The organism is Acinetobacter sp. YH12106 (genome assembly GCF_013418995.1).
Classification (GTDB): Bacteria; Pseudomonadota; Gammaproteobacteria; order Pseudomonadales; family Moraxellaceae; genus Acinetobacter; species Acinetobacter pseudolwoffii.
In genome coordinates this window covers 78,422-96,023 of the sequence record NZ_VPAV01000007.1, presented here as the reverse complement: position 1 = coordinate 96,023, position 17,602 = coordinate 78,422, and the positions used below count along the sequence as shown (strand labels likewise).

Below are 17,602 nucleotides of genomic sequence, written 5' to 3'. Positions count from 1 at the left end.
GCAAGCGTCCTTAATGCTAGACAGATGTAAAATAAACAATACTACAACCATGCCCCTTACTGAGCTGCAAACCACTGATTTATAATGTACACAAATCAACTTATTCTTCACTTTGGCCATCTGCTTGCATGAATATGACGAACTATAAAAGTAAATTATTTTTGGGGTGTGGATTATTGTCAGGTCTATGGTTGAATAGCCAGGGTCTATACGCCCAGACTTTGAGTTTTCAAGACGCCGAAAAACAGTTATTGCAGTCTTCTTATAGCAGTCAGGCCTATCAAAGCTTGGAACAAGCCTCAAAACTTGAAGCTGAAGCGGTAAAAGGTTTGGGATTACCACGTGTCGATCTGAATGTGCGTGCTTATGCCTTTCATAATGAATTAGATATTCCTTTGGGTGCTCTTAAAAACAACCTGGAGCAATCTCTCACCAATGGCTTAAATAATAAAATTGATGAGTTTAATTTAGCTGAGAATATTGCCAATCCTTTAAAAGAAGGTTTACAACAACCGATTCATGACGGTGTAGGCTTAATTCCCGATACCTCCAAGGTCGTACTCGAAGATCAAGTGATTCGTCCTACCGTGTCCATGATGATGCCGCTTTATACCGGTGGTTTGACTCATAGCGCCAAGGAGATTGCCAATCTTCAGGTCGGTCGCAGTCAGCTCAGTAATCAACAGCAACAAGACACGCAGCGTTTCGAACTGATTCAAAGTTATTTTAATGTGCAACTGCAAAAGCAACTCCATGCAGCAGCAGTATTTAATCTGAATGCCATGCAACAGCATTATCGCAATGCCTTAAAAATGGAACAGCAAGGTTTTATTAGCAAAGGCCAGCGCATGCAGTTTGAAGTGGCGCGTAATAATGCCGAGCGCAGTCAGCAAAATATGCAAACCAATTTAAATGCCAGTCTATTTCAACTGAATAATCTGCTGCAACAAAGCAGTATCACTGAACTGTCGACACCTTTATTTGTCAATCAGACCGAGCCACAGGCTTTAAATCAACTACTGAAAACCTTTAGTCAAAACTCTGCGCTGATTCAAAAAATGCAGCTAGATACCCAATTAGCACAAGCCAATGTCAAAGCTCAGCAAGCAGCAAAAAAACCCAATGTCTTTGCTTTTGGTGAATATAGTTTGGATCAGAATCAAAACTGGATTGTCGGTGTTGCCGCACGCTATAACCTGTTTTCAGGGATTGATAAAAACAAAAATATTCAGGCGGCCGAGCTCAAACGCTATGCCACAGAACTGCTCACCTCACGCACCCAGCAAGAGATTGAAAACCTGATTTATAAATCTTATAGCGAAGCCTTGAGTGCACAGCAAAGTCATGCTTTGTTGGAACAAAATCTAAAAGCTGCGCAGGAAAATTTACGCATTCAAGAGTTGTCCTTTAAAGAGGATATCGGAACAGCAACACAGGTCATTGATGCCCAAAACATGCTTAGCGGGCTACGAGCCGAAACTGCCTTGAATGCCTATAAATATGTGATGTCACTGGCCACCCTGTTACAAAGCCATGGCTCGATTACCGAATTTCCCAATTATATTCAACACACCAATACTCACTATATTCGCTAATGGAGCCGAACATGAACGACGATCAAAAACCCAATGATCCTGTGAATGAAGCGGTTTCATCTACCGAAACAGAAAGCTCTCCCGCTCCACAGACCCAATCAGCAACGCTAGAGGAAAATCACGCGACGACCTCGACCGATGAGCAGCCTCCTGAAATCTCCAAAAAGAAAAAATATCTACTGCTGGCGTTGCTGCCTATTCTGCTGGCCGTGATTATTTTTGGATTATGGAAAAGCTATCAACCGACGCCGATTGAATTGCAAGGTCGTGTCGAGGCTGAAACGATTCAGGTGGCCACCAAAGTGCCAAGCCGGATTGAAGAAATCTATGTGGAAGAAGGTCAGCGAGTTAAAAAAGGCGATGTTCTGGTTCGCTTAAATAGCCCGGAAATTGCAGCCAAAAAACAGCAAGCTACAGCAGCCTTACAATCGGCTTTGGCCTTACAGTCCACAGCTGAACGTGGCTCGCAGGAAGAAAATGTCGCGAGTCTGTATGCCAACTGGCAATCGCTAAAAGCACAGCAAAATCTCGCCACAGTATCTTATCAGCGTGGGGAAAATCTATTTAAGGAAGGTGTGATTTCACGTCAGCGCCGTGATGAACTGTATGCAGCCAGTCAATCTGCGCTAGAAATGACTGAGGCCGCCTATCAGCAATATGCACGTGCCAAGCGTGGCAGCACCCCGCAGCAAAAGAGTTCAGCCGATGCACAAGTAGACATTGCCCAGGCTGCTCTAAACGAAGCCAATGCGCTAGAAGCAGAAACCGAATTGCTGGCCCCCGTCAATGGAACGGTGTCTAAAACTTATGGCAAAATATCTGAGCTGGTCGCAACCGCAGTGCCCGTGGTCAGCCTGATTGAAGAGAAGATGTGGGTAAGCCTGAATATTCGCGAAGACCAGTATGCTCCATTTCAAAAATTAGAAAGCATTCAAGGTTATATTCCAGCCTTGGATCAAACAGCCAGTTTTCAGATCAAAAGTATTAGCGCTGAAGGTGAGTTTGCCACCATTAAAACCACCCGCCAAACCGGCGGCTATGATGTGAGAAGTTTTAAACTGCATTTGCTACCGACACAAACCATGCCTGAACTGAAAGTCGGTATGAGCGTATTATTTAAACTTAAAGAGACACCCTAATGTGGCTGGGTATATGGCGCGAACTACGCTATTTGCTCCGAGAAAAATGGGATCTGTGCCTGGTTACACTGGCACCTGCTCTGGTAATTATTTTATTCAGCAGCATGTTTGCGCAGGGCAAGCCTACTCATTTACCCATTGCCATTATTGATCAAGACCGAAGTGCGCTCAGCCGAAGCATCTATCGACATGTCTCGCTCAATCATACCCTTAAAATTGAAACGGTATCCCAGCAAGTCGCTGAAGTTGAACACCTACTGAATGAAAATAAAATTTGGGGTTATATCCATATTCCAAATGGTGCCGAACAACGTTTTGTTCGTGCTCAGGATGCAGAAATTAGCATTGCCTTTAACCAGAGTTATTTCAGTATCGGCAATACAATTTCTTCAGCCATGCTGGTGAGTACCTTACAAGCCCTGGCTGGGTTTACCGAACAGTACTATCTGGTGAATCGACTGCCCTATATCCAAGCACCGACACCACAGATCAAAATCTCACCTTTGTATAATCCGCAATTGAATTATGAGTTATATCTAGAACCTTATGTCATTCTCGCAGTTCTGCATTTACTGCTGTGTTGTTGTGTGGCATTTTCCGTCGGTCAGGAACTGAAGCGGCAGACTGTATCAGAGTGGATCAGTCATCCATCCATTTGGATGGCTTTAGTGTCTAAAAATCTGGTCTATGTGGCTATTTTTAGTCTATGGACTTGGGCGTGGATGTTTTGGATGATTGAAATTCGCGGCTGGTTTGTTGCCGGTTCGCTTGGTCTGATTTTATTGGCACAATTGCTGCTGTATAGCGCCTATGCATTTTTAAGCGCTGCGGTGGTGCTGGCCACCCAAGATTTAAGTAAATCTTTCGGCTTGATTGCTGTATATGGTGGGTCATCGTTAAGCTTTGCCGGGGTGACTTTACCCTTAAATAATGCGCCCCTATTCACCCAGTTTTGGGCCAATATTATCCCCTTTACTCCTTATGCCAAATTACAAACTGAACAATGGATGATTGGCAGTCCAGTGCAGATTTCACTGCAAGCTATATGGATCTTGTTGGCCTATGTGGTGGTGTACGCACTGCTAGCCTATATTTTTCTCAAGAAAATAGCCAAAGGAGCGGCCTGATGAAATCCCTTTGGTTTTATTATCTGCGCAGCTTTAAAGATATTGTCAGCCACGGCGCTATCTTTACCACACTGATTTTATCGGTCTTGTTTTATAGCTTCTTTTATCCCTTTGCTTATCAGGCACAGCAAGCCGAAGCCTTACCGATTATTATTGTTGATGCAGAACAAAGTCACTTGAGCGCGCGGATTATTGGCCAAGTCCGTCAAAGCCCGAATGTTGAAATCAAGGCGATTACCAGCAATTTCGCCGAAGCCAAAACATGGGTTGAATCGCAACAAGCGGATGGGATTTTGCTGCTACCGGACAATTTATCGCAAACGTTAAGGCATGGTGAAACGGGTGGAATAGGACTGTACTTAAGTGCTGCCAATTTTTTAGTCACCAAACAGATGGGGATCGGTTTAGCGACCTCTCTTGAGCAGACCTTGGCAGACTATGCTGAACGTTTTGGCCAGGTTTCAGATTTTTCTCCTGCCCTATCAGTGCATCAGATTCCATTGTTTAATCCGCTCTCCGGCTATGGCAGTTATGTCTTTCCTGCGGTCGCCCCTCTCATCATTCATCAGACCATTTTTTTAGGTTTGAATATGCTGATTCTGGTGTACCGCGAAAGAAAAGTGCAGTTAAACTCAAATGCATTGATTGGGCTATGTTTAGCGATATTGAGCATTGGCTGTCTGGGTTGTTTTTATTTATTTGGATTTACCTTTTGGTTATTTGATTATCCGCGAGGGGGTAACCTATTCGGCATGCTGCTGGCTGTGCCGGTTTTCGTTTACACTGTGATTGGAATCACCTGCCTATTTGCCAGTTTTCTGGATATGCCGGAACGCGCTGGACATGTGATTGTTTTTACTTCTATCCCTCTATTTTTTTTATCCGGTGCTGCCTGGCCACATGCAGCTATGCCCATCTGGATGCAAGTGATCGCTGAGATACTGCCTTCTACCCAAATGGTGCAGATGTTTATTCAACTGAATCAGATGGGTGTACCGACCGCACTGATTTTGCCTAAACTGATATATCTGGGGCTGATAGGCAGTTTATGTTTTTTCTTGGCTTATCGACGTTTTATTCAAGTGAGTCAAAGCAGATAAAGCATTGGATTTATGCTGCCATCAACTTATGGATTAAGATTCGCCAAAGACCTGAATATTAAAATTACGAATCTTGTTGCTACCATTCGGCTGGTCGAAACTGACATCATACTGCACCAGATTATTTGGATAGGCAATTTCATAGCTGATCTTATATTGGCCAGGCTGGTTGGTTGCTTCTTCAATCTGCTTGGTCATTAAAGTTTTAGACTTATATTCACCTTTCGGAATTGAACGTGAAAAGCGTTTCATCAGCTTTTCGTTGTCCTTAAACTGTGTTTGCAATTGCGGCTCTAGCTGATCCAGAAACTCGTCATACTTCCCATCACGCAAATCCTCATAGGCCAGCTGTGCTGCCTGTTCCTGCTCAGGACTTGGGTTTGGGATATTGTCCATTGAGTTACAGCCACTTAATGCAACTGCTGCCGCTAACAACATTGATTGGGTTTTCATCGCTTACCTTCATTCAGTCAAGATTTATAAAAAAGGACGCCGAAGCGCCCTTTTTATCAATAGAACACTTATTCTTCTACTGAGTTTTCACCATCTTTTTCAACATGTTCAGCTACTGCATCTGTTTCAGTCGCTACATCTGTTTCTGCCACTAAAGATTCTTCACCTTCAATCACTTCAACAAACTCATCTTCTTCAACAGCTTCAACTGAAACCACACCGACCAGTAACTCTTCATTACCGAGACGGATCAGACGAACACCTTGTGCATTACGACCGGTTTGAGCCACTTCAGAGGCACGGGTACGAACCAAAGTACCGCCATCGGAAATTAACATCAGCTCTTTAGATGCATCAATCGCTACTGCACCGACCAACTGACCGTTACGTTCTGAGGTCTTGAGTGCAATCACACCCTTACCGCCACGTTTCTTGGTCGGGAAGTCATCCACCGGGGTACGTTTACCATAACCATTTTCAGAAGCACACAATACTTCGCCAGTTTCAGGGACAACAACTAAAGATACAATCCGGCTGATCAATGCTGAATCTGCAGCATCTTCATCATCAGACTCGATCTCAGTTTCTTCGCTTTCTTCCAGCAAGGCTGCTGCACCGATGGTCACGCGCATACCGCGCACACCTTTGGCTGAACGACCCATTGAACGTACATCAGTTTCTGCAAAGCGAATCGCTTTACCTTCGTTCGAGAACAACATGATTTGCTGTTCGCCGTCAGTAATCGCAACACCAATTAAAGTGTCATCGCCATTCAGTTCAATCGCACGTAAACCGTTTGAACGCACATTCGAGAACTGTTCAAGTTCTACACGTTTAATCGTACCGTATTCAGTCGCCATAAACACATAGAAGTTTTTACGAACCGCTTCAGCCTGCTGTGCAAAATCATTGATGATGTCATCATCAAGATCGGTCGTTGAAAGTTCTAAACCTAGCTCTTTCAATTGAACACGAAGTGCATCAGAAATATCATCCGCACCCTCTTCAGATTCAGCAAGTGCCGCTTCAAGTGCCGTAAAGTGACCATTAATCACTTCATTGCTTTGCAGTTGTGCAGCATTGGCTTTTACGAAGGCTTTGAAGTCCGCCAGACGTTCTTTGAATTTCTTCGGTGCATCAATCACCGGTAAAATTGCGGTAATGGTCTCGTTTTCGTCTAATGGCAACAAGTTCACCATTGGGCGACCTTTGGCACCACGTGATGCTTGTGGCACTTCATACACTTTCAGACGATAGACTTTACCAACGTTGGTAAAGCAAAGTACCGTCGCATGACTTGACGTCACAATCAGATGTTGAATGTAATCATCTTCTTTCATGCTGGTCGCAGACTTACCACGGCCACCACGACGCTGTGCGGCGTAATCAGACAATGGTTGAGTTTTCGCATAGCCTGTTTTTGAAACCGTCAGCACCATTTGCTCTTCAGGAATCAGATCTTCACGAGAGAAATCGATACGTGATTCAACAATCGACGTTTTACGTGCATCGCCATATTGCTGCAGAATTAACGCAAGCTCTTCGCGAATCACATTCATCAACAGATTAAAGTCATTTAAAATTGCAGTCAGTTCAGCAATTTGCGCCAGAATTTCACTATATTCAGCATGTAACTTGTCTTGTTCAAGACCGGTTAAACGATGCAGACGCAGTTCCATAATCGCATTGACTTGGGTTGGTGACAGACGATAAATATCGCCATCCAGACCAAACGGACGACTTGGGTCTTCACCTTCAATCTCATCCGGACGTACAGAAACTGAGCCAGCTTTTTCTAGCAATGCCAATACACCGCCACCTGCCCACTCACCTGCCTGCAAACGCTCACGCGCTTCAGCCGGGTTTGCAGAACTTTTGATGGTTTCGATGATGGCATCAATATTCGCCAGAGCAACGGTTAAACCTTCCAAGATATGACCACGTTCACGCGCTTTGCGTAATTCGAACATGGTACGACGCGTTACCACTTCCTGACGGTGACGGATAAACGCTGCAATAATATCTTTCAGGTTCATCAGTTTAGGCTGGCCATTGTCCAGGCAGACCATGTTGATGCTGAAAGAGTTTTCAAGTTGCGTATTCTGGAACAGGTTGTTCACGATCACTTCGGCGTTTTCGCCACGTTTCAAGTCAATCGCGATACGCATACCGTCTTTGTCAGACTCGTCACGAAGCTCTGAAATACCTTCCAGTTTTTTCTCTTTGACCAGTTCAGCAATACGCTCAATAGTTTTTGCTTTATTGACCTGATATGGAATTTCAGTAAAGACAATCGTGGTACGGCCATTCTTTGGATCTTCCTCGAAATGGTATTTACCACGGATATGCAAACGGCCTTTACCGGTACGGTACGCATCGACAATGCCTGATTTACCGTAAATGATACCGCCTGTCGGGAAGTCCGGACCAGAAATGTGTTCCATCAACCCTTCGATGCTGATCTGGGGATCATTGGCATAGGCCAGACACGCATTCACAACTTCAGTCATGTTATGCGGCGCCATATTGGTCGCCATACCCACTGCAATACCGGTTACACCATTAACCAGTAAGTTCGGTACACGGGTGGGCATCACCTGAGGAATACGCTCAGAGCCATCGTAGTTGTCTTCCCACTCGACGGTATCTTTTTCAAGATCCGCCAAGAGTTCGTGGGTCAGTTTACGCATACGCACTTCGGTATAACGCATCGCTGCTGCGCTGTCGCCATCGACCGAACCAAAGTTACCCTGACCATCGACCAACTGGTAACGCAAACTGAAATCTTGTGCCATACGTACAATGGTTTCGTATACGGCATAGTCACCATGCGGGTGATATTTACCGATCACGTCACCGACGACACGTGCAGACTTTTTATAAGCTTTGTTATAGTCATTGCCTAATTCGTGCATTGCGAAAAGCACACGACGATGAACAGGTTTTAAACCATCTCGTACATCGGGCAATGCACGTGACACAATCACGCTCATCGCATAATCGAGATATGAGCTTTTAAGTTCATCCTCAATGGCAATCGGTCTAATTTCCGATACGCTCATGCATACTCCTTATTCTACAAGCCAGTTTTGGCTTGTATTTATATGTCGTAAAACTAGCAAAATCATTAACTCAAACGACTGAGTTAAAAACTAAAATACAGCCCTAAATTATAGCATAAACACTTGTATTTTTGTGTCGAAATATTCAGCTTAACCTTGTTAATTATCTTCATTTTAGTGGTCATTTTCCTGTTATTTCAGCGTCAAAAACAAGTGCACCACATCCATATTTTTTCGCACCCAAAATATACATAAAAACAGCAGTGCAAAAAAAAGATGCACACACAAAATGGGCATCTTCCTTAGATTTAATCTGTCTTTTAATGCGCTTAATTCAGTACCTTGCGATAAGTCAGCACCGCCACAATCAATAGAATCGGCAATAGCATCTCCACCCCTTCCTCAATGGTCATGATCATGACCTGGGTATGTGGTATGAGCTGAATATTGAATTCCTCCCTGAGGGTTGACGTCGTGCGATCCAGAACCTTGCTCAGTCCGCCACAGGCAATGGTCAGGAAGATAAAAAAATGCGCAATATTCAAAGAATCTTTCATGCTGCGTATGGTGTTTACCAATTTTTTTGCCAGTACCAGAAAGACAAAAATAATCCCGAGCAATAAAATAAAGCCCAGCAGCTTGTCCATGAGCGGAATTTCAGCACTGCGATAGAAATTGGTTTTAATAAAGCTGTCGTCAAACAGTCGCTTATGAAAGTCCATTTCCCTGAAGCCCAACAATATCGCAGCAGCAGCGGTAAATATCCGGGTATTCAGTTTAATTTCAGTATTTAGCAGACACAGCATGGCCAGCAAGTACCATAGCCAAGGACTAAGCACTTCAAAAGCGCCCGACTCACTGAATAAATACTGGGTTACTGACAGCGGTGCATTCAATGCAGTATGCACACAAATACTCACATAGAGCGCAATCAGCAGGAAACTAATAAACAGGATATGAGCGGTTCTGGAAAAGGATATGATCAAAACAGGAGAAAAAGCAAAGCAGGATTTTATCACTTTTCATCCAAATCACATACTCTAGTTTCGACTGCCGAGTATCTTTAAAAATTTTCCAATAAAAAACGCCTCTTGGTACAGAGACTAAGAGGCGTTTTAAACTGTATTCAGGAATTAGATTTTAGAAACCAATTCAGGAATAACAGTGTTCAAGTCACCAACTAACCAGTAGTCAGCCACTGCATTGATTGGCGCTTCTTCATCTTTGTTGATCGCAACGATCACTTTAGATTCTTTCATACCGGCCAAATGCTGAATTGCACCAGAAATACCGACAGCGATGTACAGGTCAGGTGCAACGATTTTACCGGTTTGACCAACCTGCATATCGTTAGGAACGAAGCCAGCATCTACTGCAGCACGTGATGCACCTTGTGCAGCACCAAGCTTGTCCGCCAATGGATCAAGGATCGCGTGATAGTTCTCACCTGAACCCACACCACGACCACCAGACACCACAATGCGAGCAGCTGTTAATTCAGGACGCTCAGACTTCACGATTTCTTCGTTGATAAACTTGGAAATGCCTGCATCGCCAGCAACAGTCGCAGCTTCTACAGAGGCAGAACCGCCTTCAGCAGCAACAGCATCAAATGCTGTACCACGAACAGTTGCCAGTACGACATTTTCGCCTGACTCTACAGTTGCAATCGCGTTGCCTGCATAGATCGGACGTTTGAAAGTCTTAGGACCATCTACCGCGATGATGTCAGTGATCATGCTTACGTCAAGAAGCGCAGCTGCACGTGGCAAAATGTTTTTACCAGTTGTTGTAGAAGCAGCAAGGATATGTGTATAGCCTTTACCTAATTCTGCAACCAGTTTCGCTACGTTTTCAGCCAATTGGTTTGCATAAGCAGCGTCATCAGCAAGTAATACTTTGCTTACACCCGTAACTTTCGCTGCTTGATCAGCAACTGCTTGAGCGCCAGAACCAGCAACCAATACAGTGATATCACCACCGATTTTTTGCGCCGCAGCAACAACGTTTAAAGTAGCAGCGTTTAATGCTTTGTTGTCGTGCTCAGCGATAACTAAAATACTCATGATTTTTATCCTTCTGTATTAGATCACTTTCGCTTCGTTTTTCAATTTTTCTACAAGCTCGTCTACAGACTTCACTTGTACGCCAGCTTTACGCTCTGCAGGTGATTCAACTTTTACTGTTTTCAGTTTAGTTGTGGTCGTTACACCAAAATCTGCAGGCGACTTGTTATCAAGCGGTTTTTTACGCGCTTTCATGATGTTTGGAAGCGCTGCATAACGTGGCTCGTTCAAACGCAAGTCAGTGGTAATAATGGCTGGAAGTGCAAGTTCAACAGTTTGTAAACCACCGTCTACTTCACGTGTTACTTGTACTTTGTCGCCATCTACTTTCACTTCAGAAGCAAATGTACCTTGGCCCGCACCCATTAGAGCGCCAAGCATCTGACCAACCTGATTAGAGTCGTCATCAATGGCTTGCTTACCTAGAAGGATTAATTGTGGTTGTTCAGCTTCAACAACACCTTTCAGGATTTTAGCAATTTCTAGCGCACCGAGCTGGCTGTCATCAGCTTCAACCAGAATACCGCGGTCAGCACCAAGCGCCATTGCAGAACGGATCTGTTCTTGCGCTTCTTTAGGACCAATAGAAACAACAATGATTTCTGAAACAGTTCCTTTTTCTTTTAAACGAACCGCTTCTTCCACTGCGATTTCACAGAATGGGTTAATTGACATTTTAACGTTGGTTAAGTCAACACCACTGTTGTCCGGTTTAACACGAACTTTAACGTTGGCATCAACCACACGTTTTACAGCAACAAGAGCCTTCATGTAATCCTCGGCTGTTTTAGCAAATGTAAATGTTGAGAAAAGTTAGTGTAACTCTTCACTTAAATTTTTTTAGGTGCCCTATCTTGCAATGTGTACGGCATTTCGGTCAAGTCACAATTCAACAAAGAGCTGTAAAAATGCGTAAATTTACCTGAACGATGCGTTCACAATTAATTGTTATCCATTTATTACAATGAAATGTATAAACATTTACTTAAAGTTTAAGCATTGATTTATATTATTTTTTTATTTGATTAGTCACATCAATAGTTCTGATTGAAAAGCTGTACGCAAAATAAAATGAAAGTAGTTGGCAGCAAAACTGGCAGGATGAACCCACAATCATATTTGTCATTTTAGACAGAAATCTTCTTTGAAACGGATTTGGCCCACTAAAAAGACCAATTGACTGAATAAGCAACCCGCTCACTTATAGATACGCCAGGAAAGTCATCTCTTTTTCAAATGCTTTTAACCATAAAAAAGCATACTGTGAAAAGTATGCTTTTTTGAATCGGGCTTAATTGATGATGAGCCAGCTTGCTGCAAGCGCCAATAAACCACCAGAAGTTCCATCTACCCATTTTTGTTTACGTTCATCAATCTGGGTTTTCTGGCTGATTTTGCTGAACAAAATACTTAAGCCACAATACACCACAAAAATCAGACCAATAAAAATAAAGGACAGAATCAAACCTTGACTGACAGTATTGGCCGATTTATCAATAAACTGCGGCAAAATCGCAAAATAAATCAGCATGCCTTTCGGGTTTAATAACGCAGTAAAAAAACCTTTTTGAATCGGATTAGCTGATGTCTTTTTCTCAATGTTCAGCACACTTTTACTGAATACTGACTTGAACAGGCCAAAGGCCAGATACAGCAGATAAGCAATTCCGAGCCAGCGAATCGTTTCAAACAGCACCGGAAAGGACACAATAATCGCGGCAATTCCGAGTGCGACCAGAATCGAATGTACCAGATAACCACAACACACACCGACAGTCGCCATCATGCCTGCTTTTGCATCTTTACCCATTACTTGAGACAGGATAAATAACATATCGGGTCCAGGCGTAAAAATCAGGGGAAGCACGGTCAGTGCAAAGAGTACAAATACAGACATTTCCTTTTCCTTTCAAACTCCAGAAAGTGAAACAAGTATCTGCGATTTTTTACAAAATTGGCTTTCAATTTATTTTATAATAAGTCTTATTTTTCGAATATTATTCTAATTTATGAAAATATCCACCAAGTCTGTGCGGGTAAAACTTGATCGAATTGATAAAAATATCATTCGACATTTACAAGCCAATGGCCGTATTCAAAATAATGATCTGGCGCGGGAAATTGGACTTTCACCTTCCTCCTGTTTGCGGCGGGTCAAATTACTGGAAGATGCGGGTGTGATTCAGAATTACACCACCATTGTCGATCAACAGAAAATTGGCTTTCAGCTGATTTTGTTTTCACGGATTTGGCTGGTCGGTCAAGATGCTGAAACCATTGACACCTTTATTGAGGCCATGAAAGAACTGCCTCAAGTGATGGAGTGCTATATCATTTTGGGGGAAAGTGATGCCTTGCTGAAAGTCGTGGTGCCTGATCTAGAAAGTTACCGTAAATTCCAGTCGACACATCTGACTAAAAAAAATGGTATTACCAGTGTTAAAACCGATTTACCGAGTCAGATTATTAAACAGAGTTTCCAATTGCCTTTAGAGGATTTATAAACGAATGGATTAAGAGTGACGATGGCGTATTTTTAATTCCAGCGCTAAATAATCATAGCCAGCTTAAATCACCCGCTATGTTGCAGATAGATAGATCGCAAGTTTGACGATAAGAAAAATATCAGGTTGCCTTGTTTAAAGACAACCTTTTTCTTGAGTAAAGCCGAGATACTAGGGAGTTTAAGTTTAGGCAGTTACCTGTGCTAAAAAATCACGATGAATATGGCTTAAATCCACCAATTCATAGTCTGATAATTCAAAAACTGTCCAAATCGCAATCGCATCTTCTTTTAAATCGACCGCTTGGGTGGCACGATTCGACACTTGCCACTGTAAATCAGAAATCCATAAATAGTATTGTCCTGTCATTGCATTAAATGCCTGAACTTTACCATCGGCATTAATCCCTTGAATGATGGCACCTTCAGGTAAAGTCGCTGCAAGACTCGGTAAGCTAATGTCCACAAAATGCTTGATTTGTCGCAAACCATAACCGGCAAACATTTCTTTTTGAGCTGCGCTTAACTGTGCATATTTTTGTTCTATATCTGCAATCACTATTGTGTCCATATCAATTCCCATCCGCCAAATGCTGAGACTTTGCTCAGTCATACTTCATTTTAAATATTAATTACTCGTTCTTGTTATACCTGAAATGACGCATTTAACGAATAAGACAATAGTGAAATGCCCCAACAGAACGCCAGTTTTCAGTTCAATTCCATTTTAAGGTTTAAATATGAAAGTTTTATGCCAAAAATATATATTCATGATTTTTACTTTCTACCACTTGGCGCATGATCAATCCTTTTTATGCTGTGCACGCGGATGCGCCTGATCATAAATTTGTGCCAGATGATCAAAATCGACATGGGTATAAATCTGGGTGGTGCTTAAATTACTGTGGCCCAGCATTTCCTGAACCGCACGTAAGTCGCGGCTATTCGACAGCATATGACTGGCAAAGCAGTGACGTAACAAATGCGGATGTAAATCCACATTGACGCCTGCGCGCTGCGCCTGAAACTTGACCCGATTTTCAATTTGGCGTGCACCCAGTGGATTGCCCTTCTGGGTAATAAATACATTCGCCTCTGGCACAAAATCGCCATTCCAGCGTGGATAAAGCTGTAACCAGGCCATAACACTCTCTTTGGCCTTGGAGCCAAAAGGCACGATCCGGGTTTTATTGCCCTTACCGGTAATACGTAGCAACTGCCGGTTGAAGTCGATATCTTTGATTCTGAGGTTTTGTAATTCGGCCAGACGCAACCCACTGGAATACAGCAACTCCAGAATCGCTTTGTCCCGGAGCCACATTTGCTGCTGGATTTCATTTTCAGGCGCAGGCTGATCGATAATCTGATTCACGGTTTCAATATCCACCATGCCCGGCAAAGGACGCGATTGGCGCTTTAACTGAAAATCATCCGCCGGGTTAAAAGCGAGATGCTGGGCCTGCTCTGCCCATTTCATAAACTGGCGAATGGACGACAGCATGCGCTGAAGACTGCTGGGACTCAGCTGATGCTGTTCGACTTTTTCAGCCAGAAACTGGCGCAGGTCTGTGGCTTCTACATCATTTAAATTGAGCTGCTCACGCTGGCAAAACTCTAAAAAATCCGAGACATCACGAGCATAGGCCTGCAAGGTATGTTTAGACTGGTTCTGGATTTCACGTTCTTTCAGCCACATATTGAGCAAAAGTTGAGGGGGCACAGTCACTGCATGCTCCATTTAAAATTGCTCCAGATAATCTTGAATCAGTGCTGCCACCTGATCTGCATGAGTGTTGGCAAAGAAATGATTTCCGCCTTGGATGATATGCAGTTTTGCATGTTTAAATATTTTTTCTAAGTATTGTCCTACTTGAATGGTGCTTAGAGGATCATGATCTGCCCAAATTAGCAAAATGGGAATTTCAAGACCGGCGAGCTGATCAGGATTAAATTCAGTGTGATCTTGTACAAACCAGTTCGGTACTGCTTTAAACTGTTCACGATAATCTGTTCGCCAGTCGGCACAGTGAAATCTCTTCAAATTTAAACCGCCTGATGTCGCCAACAATACCAGCCCTTTGACTTTTTGCGGATGCTTAAGCGCTAACCCAACTGCCAGTACACCGCCCATCGACTGGGCAATCAGAATGGAGTCATCCTGAATCTGCCTATTTACTAGTTCTTGCAAATCATACAGGTTTTGAATGGCTACATTTGGCGTCACCCCATCAAATCCTGGATAGGCAATGACCTGCTGATCTGGATATTCGGTTAATGCTGCCCTTAACGGCTGCCAAAAACCTTGGCTGCCAGATGCACCCGGTAAAAATACAAGCTGATTCATGAAGGCATAATCATGCATATTAAATTTCAGTTTCATCCTAACATAAAAAAAGCACCGTTCTGAGCACGGTGCTTTTTTAAAACTTAATGCCGATTAACCCTGAAAATAACGCAAATCCAGACGCCCTTCATACACGGTCGCCGTTGGTCCGGTCATCCAGACCACATCGCCTTCTTTCCACTCGATCTGCAACTTGCCACCTGCCAGCTCGATTTCAACCTTGCTCGACAGCAGACCACGGCGCATACCGGAAATGGCTGCGGCACAGGCACCTGTACCACAGGCCAAAGTCTCGCCGACCCCACGTTCATACACACGCAAACGCGCATGTTTTTCATCAATGATCTGCATAAAGCCAGCATTGACCCGTGCCGGGAAACGCGCATGCGCTTCAACTTGTGGGCCAATACGTGCCACATCGGCAGCAATCACATCCGGTACAATCGTCACCGCATGTGGATTACCCATATTCACCACATCAATGCTCAGCTTTTCACCGCTAGCAAGCTCAATGTCATACAGGCTTTCCGGTGCATCGGCCAAAAATGGAATGTCCTGTGGCAGGAATTTCGGATAGCCCATATTGACCCGCACCCAGCCATTGGCACCCAATTCCGGTTCAACAATACCAGACTTCGTCTGTACCTTGATTTTGGTTTTGCTGGTCAACTGACGGTCATGTACAAACTTGGCAAAACAGCGCACGCCATTGCCACATTGTTCTACTTCCGAACCATCGGCATTAAAAATCCGATATTTAAAATCTGCACTCGGTACGTCTGGTGGTTCAACCACCAGCAGCTGATCAAAACCAATACCAAAGTTACGATTGGCCAAGCGCTGAATGGTGACCGGATCCAAATAAGCGCGCTGGCTGATCAGATCAACCACCATAAAGTCATTGCCCAGACCATGCATCTTGGTAAATTCTAATAACATCTCGATTTAGTCCTTAAGGCAATAAACGCTCACGTTCCCAGAGTGATTCAATCGTCTCACGTTCACGAATCAGATGTGCCTGATCTGCATCAACCATCACTTCAGCCGCACGGCCGCGACTGTTGTAGTTTGAGCTCATCACAAACCCGTAGGCACCTGCGCCCAAGACTGCCAGTACATCATTTTCTTTGATTGCCAATTCACGCTCTTTACCGAGGAAATCACCGGTTTCACAGATCGCACCCACCACATCCCATTCTTTAGTTTCAGCATCAGTACGCGGCCTAACAGGTTGAATGTCCATCCATGCTTCATATAAAGCCGGGCGAATCAGGTCGTTCATCGCGGCATCAATAATCGCGAAATTACGGTGATTGGTCGGTTTGAGCAGATCGACTTTGGTCAGCAATACACCCGCATTGGCAGAAATACTACGCCCCGGCTCCATATACACTTTCAGGCCCAATTTTTCTAAAGCTGGACGCAGCGCATTGGCATATTCTTCAACCGATGGCGGGGTTTCATCTTTATAAGTCACACCCAAACCACCACCAATATCGATGTGTTTGAGGTGGATACCCATTTCTTTGAGCTGGTCAATCATGACAATGACACGATCCAGCGCATCAACAAAAGGCTGGGTTTCGGTGAGCTGTGAACCGATATGACAGTCAATCCCGACCACATCCAGATTGGCCAGTGACGCCGCATATTGATAGGTTGCAAATACGCTATCAGATGGAATACCGAATTTATTTTCTTTTAGACCGGTTGAAATATAAGGATGGGTTTTGGCATCGACGTCCGGATTCACGCGCAATGAAATCGGCGCTTTAACATTTAATTCAGCCGCAACCTTTTGGATACGATCCAGCTCGGCATGAGATTCCACATTAAAGCAGGCAATGCCCACTTCTAAGGCTTTTTTAATATCTGCTTCAGTTTTACCCAGACCCGAAAATACAATTTTTGCGGCATCACCACCGGCTTTTAGCACACGTGCCAATTCACCACCGGTCACAATATCAAAACCGGCCCCCTGTTTGGCCAATACATTCAATACCGCAAGATTGGAGTTGGACTTTACCGCGAAACAGATTTGATGATCGATAAAGTTAAAAGCACGGTCCATATCTAAAAAATGCTTTTCCAAGGTGGCTTTGGAATAAACATAGAGAGGTGTGCCAAATTGCTCTGCGAGCTGTTGTAATGAACATTGCTCAGCGTGCAATACCCCATTAATGCGGGTGAAACTCATGAAGGTATCCTTTCTT

16 protein-coding genes are annotated in these 17,602 nt (G+C 43.8%); 5 read left to right on the top strand and 11 right to left on the bottom strand.

Annotated elements, in window-relative coordinates; translation table 11 throughout:
* Positions 1 to 128 precede the first annotated feature (128 nt).
* The 4 genes from FTU45_RS07980 to FTU45_RS07965 are packed head-to-tail and all read left to right on the top strand — an operon-like array spanning position 129 to position 4,961.
* A complete protein-coding gene (locus FTU45_RS07980) occupies positions 129 to 1,595 on the top strand; it encodes a TolC family protein (protein ID WP_159138220.1) in 1,467 nt (488 codons plus the stop codon).
* An 11-nt stretch (positions 1,596 to 1,606) separates the two neighbouring features.
* Positions 1,607 to 2,734, top strand: coding sequence for an HlyD family secretion protein (locus FTU45_RS07975; protein ID WP_005170000.1), 1,128 nt, complete (start codon positions 1,607 to 1,609; stop codon positions 2,732 to 2,734).
* Complete coding sequence (locus tag FTU45_RS07970; RefSeq protein WP_159138221.1) at positions 2,734 to 3,861, top strand: ABC transporter permease; 1,128 nt, start codon at positions 2,734 to 2,736, stop codon at positions 3,859 to 3,861. Before FTU45_RS07975 ends, FTU45_RS07970 begins: the two co-directional genes overlap by 1 nt.
* Positions 3,861 to 4,961, top strand: coding sequence for an ABC transporter permease (locus FTU45_RS07965; protein WP_159138222.1), 1,101 nt, complete (start codon positions 3,861 to 3,863; stop codon positions 4,959 to 4,961). Before FTU45_RS07970 ends, FTU45_RS07965 begins: the two co-directional genes overlap by 1 nt.
* Positions 4,962 to 4,994: 33 nt before the next feature.
* Here FTU45_RS07965 and FTU45_RS07960 read toward each other — a convergent pair whose 3' ends face one another.
* From FTU45_RS07960 to FTU45_RS07935, 6 genes are all read right to left on the bottom strand, one after another.
* A complete protein-coding gene (locus FTU45_RS07960; protein WP_005169984.1) occupies positions 4,995 to 5,414 on the bottom strand; it encodes a hypothetical protein in 420 nt (139 codons plus the stop codon).
* A gap of 68 nt (positions 5,415 to 5,482) precedes the next feature.
* Positions 5,483 to 8,476 (bottom strand): DNA gyrase subunit A, encoded by a 2,994-nt coding sequence (gene gyrA, locus FTU45_RS07955; RefSeq protein ID WP_180076230.1) that lies wholly within the window; start codon positions 8,474 to 8,476, stop codon positions 5,483 to 5,485.
* A gap of 329 nt (positions 8,477 to 8,805) precedes the next feature.
* On the bottom strand, positions 8,806 to 9,456 hold the full coding sequence (locus FTU45_RS07950; RefSeq protein WP_100329073.1) for a hypothetical protein: 651 nt from the start codon (positions 9,454 to 9,456) through the stop codon (positions 8,806 to 8,808).
* 153 nt (positions 9,457 to 9,609) lie between these two features.
* Entirely contained in the window at positions 9,610 to 10,542 is a 933-nt protein-coding gene (locus FTU45_RS07945) for an FAD-binding protein (protein ID WP_159138225.1), read from the bottom strand.
* Positions 10,543 to 10,560: 18 nt separating this feature from the next.
* Positions 10,561 to 11,313, bottom strand: coding sequence for an electron transfer flavoprotein subunit beta/FixA family protein (locus FTU45_RS07940; protein WP_005097655.1), 753 nt, complete (start codon positions 11,311 to 11,313; stop codon positions 10,561 to 10,563).
* A gap of 520 nt (positions 11,314 to 11,833) precedes the next feature.
* Positions 11,834 to 12,439 (bottom strand): LysE family translocator, encoded by a 606-nt coding sequence (locus tag FTU45_RS07935; RefSeq protein WP_100329074.1) that lies wholly within the window; start codon positions 12,437 to 12,439, stop codon positions 11,834 to 11,836.
* Positions 12,440 to 12,551: 112 nt separating this feature from the next.
* Between FTU45_RS07935 and FTU45_RS07930 the strand changes: the two genes are divergently transcribed.
* Positions 12,552 to 13,046 (top strand): Lrp/AsnC family transcriptional regulator, encoded by a 495-nt coding sequence (locus FTU45_RS07930; protein WP_005265834.1) that lies wholly within the window; start codon positions 12,552 to 12,554, stop codon positions 13,044 to 13,046.
* A gap of 186 nt (positions 13,047 to 13,232) precedes the next feature.
* Here the strand turns inward: FTU45_RS07930 and FTU45_RS07925 are convergent, their stop codons facing one another.
* The 5 genes from FTU45_RS07925 to lysA all read right to left on the bottom strand — a co-directional run bounded on the left by FTU45_RS07925 (position 13,233) and on the right by lysA (position 17,586).
* Complete coding sequence (locus FTU45_RS07925; RefSeq protein ID WP_034608955.1) at positions 13,233 to 13,616, bottom strand: hypothetical protein; 384 nt, start codon at positions 13,614 to 13,616, stop codon at positions 13,233 to 13,235.
* Positions 13,617 to 13,847: 231 nt separating this feature from the next.
* The gene (gene xerA / locus FTU45_RS07920) at positions 13,848 to 14,783 is read right to left on the bottom strand and encodes a site-specific tyrosine recombinase/integron integrase (protein WP_159138226.1); all 936 of its coding nucleotides are present in this window, start codon (positions 14,781 to 14,783) and stop codon (positions 13,848 to 13,850) included.
* Positions 14,784 to 15,389: an alpha/beta fold hydrolase gene (locus FTU45_RS07915; RefSeq protein ID WP_227523632.1), complete on the bottom strand. Its 606-nt coding sequence runs from the start codon at positions 15,387 to 15,389 to the stop codon at positions 14,784 to 14,786.
* A 93-nt stretch (positions 15,390 to 15,482) separates the two neighbouring features.
* The gene (gene dapF, locus FTU45_RS07910; protein ID WP_100534855.1) at positions 15,483 to 16,328 is read right to left on the bottom strand and encodes a diaminopimelate epimerase; all 846 of its coding nucleotides are present in this window, start codon (positions 16,326 to 16,328) and stop codon (positions 15,483 to 15,485) included.
* Between the two features lie 13 nt (positions 16,329 to 16,341).
* Positions 16,342 to 17,586 carry a diaminopimelate decarboxylase gene (gene lysA / locus FTU45_RS07905; protein WP_074383381.1) on the bottom strand — a complete coding sequence of 415 codons (1,245 nt, stop codon included), beginning with the start codon at positions 17,584 to 17,586 and terminating at the stop codon, positions 16,342 to 16,344.
* Between the last annotated feature and the right edge of the window lie 16 nt (positions 17,587 to 17,602).

What these genes read in the sequence shown, in the direction of transcription:
- FTU45_RS07935 (WP_100329074.1), bottom strand. Translation starts at nt 12,439, where the DNA reads ATGTCTGTATTTGTACTCTTTGCACTGACCGTGCTTCCCCTGATTTTT.
- FTU45_RS07945 (WP_159138225.1), bottom strand. Translation starts at nt 10,542, where the DNA reads ATGAGTATTTTAGTTATCGCTGAGCACGACAACAAAGCATTAAACGCT.
- lysA (WP_074383381.1), bottom strand. Translation starts at nt 17,586, where the DNA reads ATGAGTTTCACCCGCATTAATGGGGTATTGCACGCTGAGCAATGTTCA.
- FTU45_RS07915 (WP_227523632.1), bottom strand. Translation starts at nt 15,389, where the DNA reads ATGAATCAGCTTGTATTTTTACCGGGTGCATCTGGCAGCCAAGGTTTT.
- FTU45_RS07925 (WP_034608955.1), bottom strand. Translation starts at nt 13,616, where the DNA reads ATGGACACAATAGTGATTGCAGATATAGAACAAAAATATGCACAGTTA.
- FTU45_RS07980 (WP_159138220.1), top strand. Translation starts at nt 129, where the DNA reads ATGAATATGACGAACTATAAAAGTAAATTATTTTTGGGGTGTGGATTA.
- FTU45_RS07965 (WP_159138222.1), top strand. Translation starts at nt 3,861, where the DNA reads ATGAAATCCCTTTGGTTTTATTATCTGCGCAGCTTTAAAGATATTGTC.
- FTU45_RS07975 (WP_005170000.1), top strand. Translation starts at nt 1,607, where the DNA reads ATGAACGACGATCAAAAACCCAATGATCCTGTGAATGAAGCGGTTTCA.
- gyrA (WP_180076230.1), bottom strand. Translation starts at nt 8,476, where the DNA reads ATGAGCGTATCGGAAATTAGACCGATTGCCATTGAGGATGAACTTAAA.
- xerA (WP_159138226.1), bottom strand. Translation starts at nt 14,783, where the DNA reads ATGGAGCATGCAGTGACTGTGCCCCCTCAACTTTTGCTCAATATGTGG.
- FTU45_RS07930 (WP_005265834.1), top strand. Translation starts at nt 12,552, where the DNA reads ATGAAAATATCCACCAAGTCTGTGCGGGTAAAACTTGATCGAATTGAT.
- FTU45_RS07960 (WP_005169984.1), bottom strand. Translation starts at nt 5,414, where the DNA reads ATGAAAACCCAATCAATGTTGTTAGCGGCAGCAGTTGCATTAAGTGGC.
- FTU45_RS07970 (WP_159138221.1), top strand. Translation starts at nt 2,734, where the DNA reads ATGTGGCTGGGTATATGGCGCGAACTACGCTATTTGCTCCGAGAAAAA.
- FTU45_RS07940 (WP_005097655.1), bottom strand. Translation starts at nt 11,313, where the DNA reads ATGAAGGCTCTTGTTGCTGTAAAACGTGTGGTTGATGCCAACGTTAAA.
- dapF (WP_100534855.1), bottom strand. Translation starts at nt 16,328, where the DNA reads ATGTTATTAGAATTTACCAAGATGCATGGTCTGGGCAATGACTTTATG.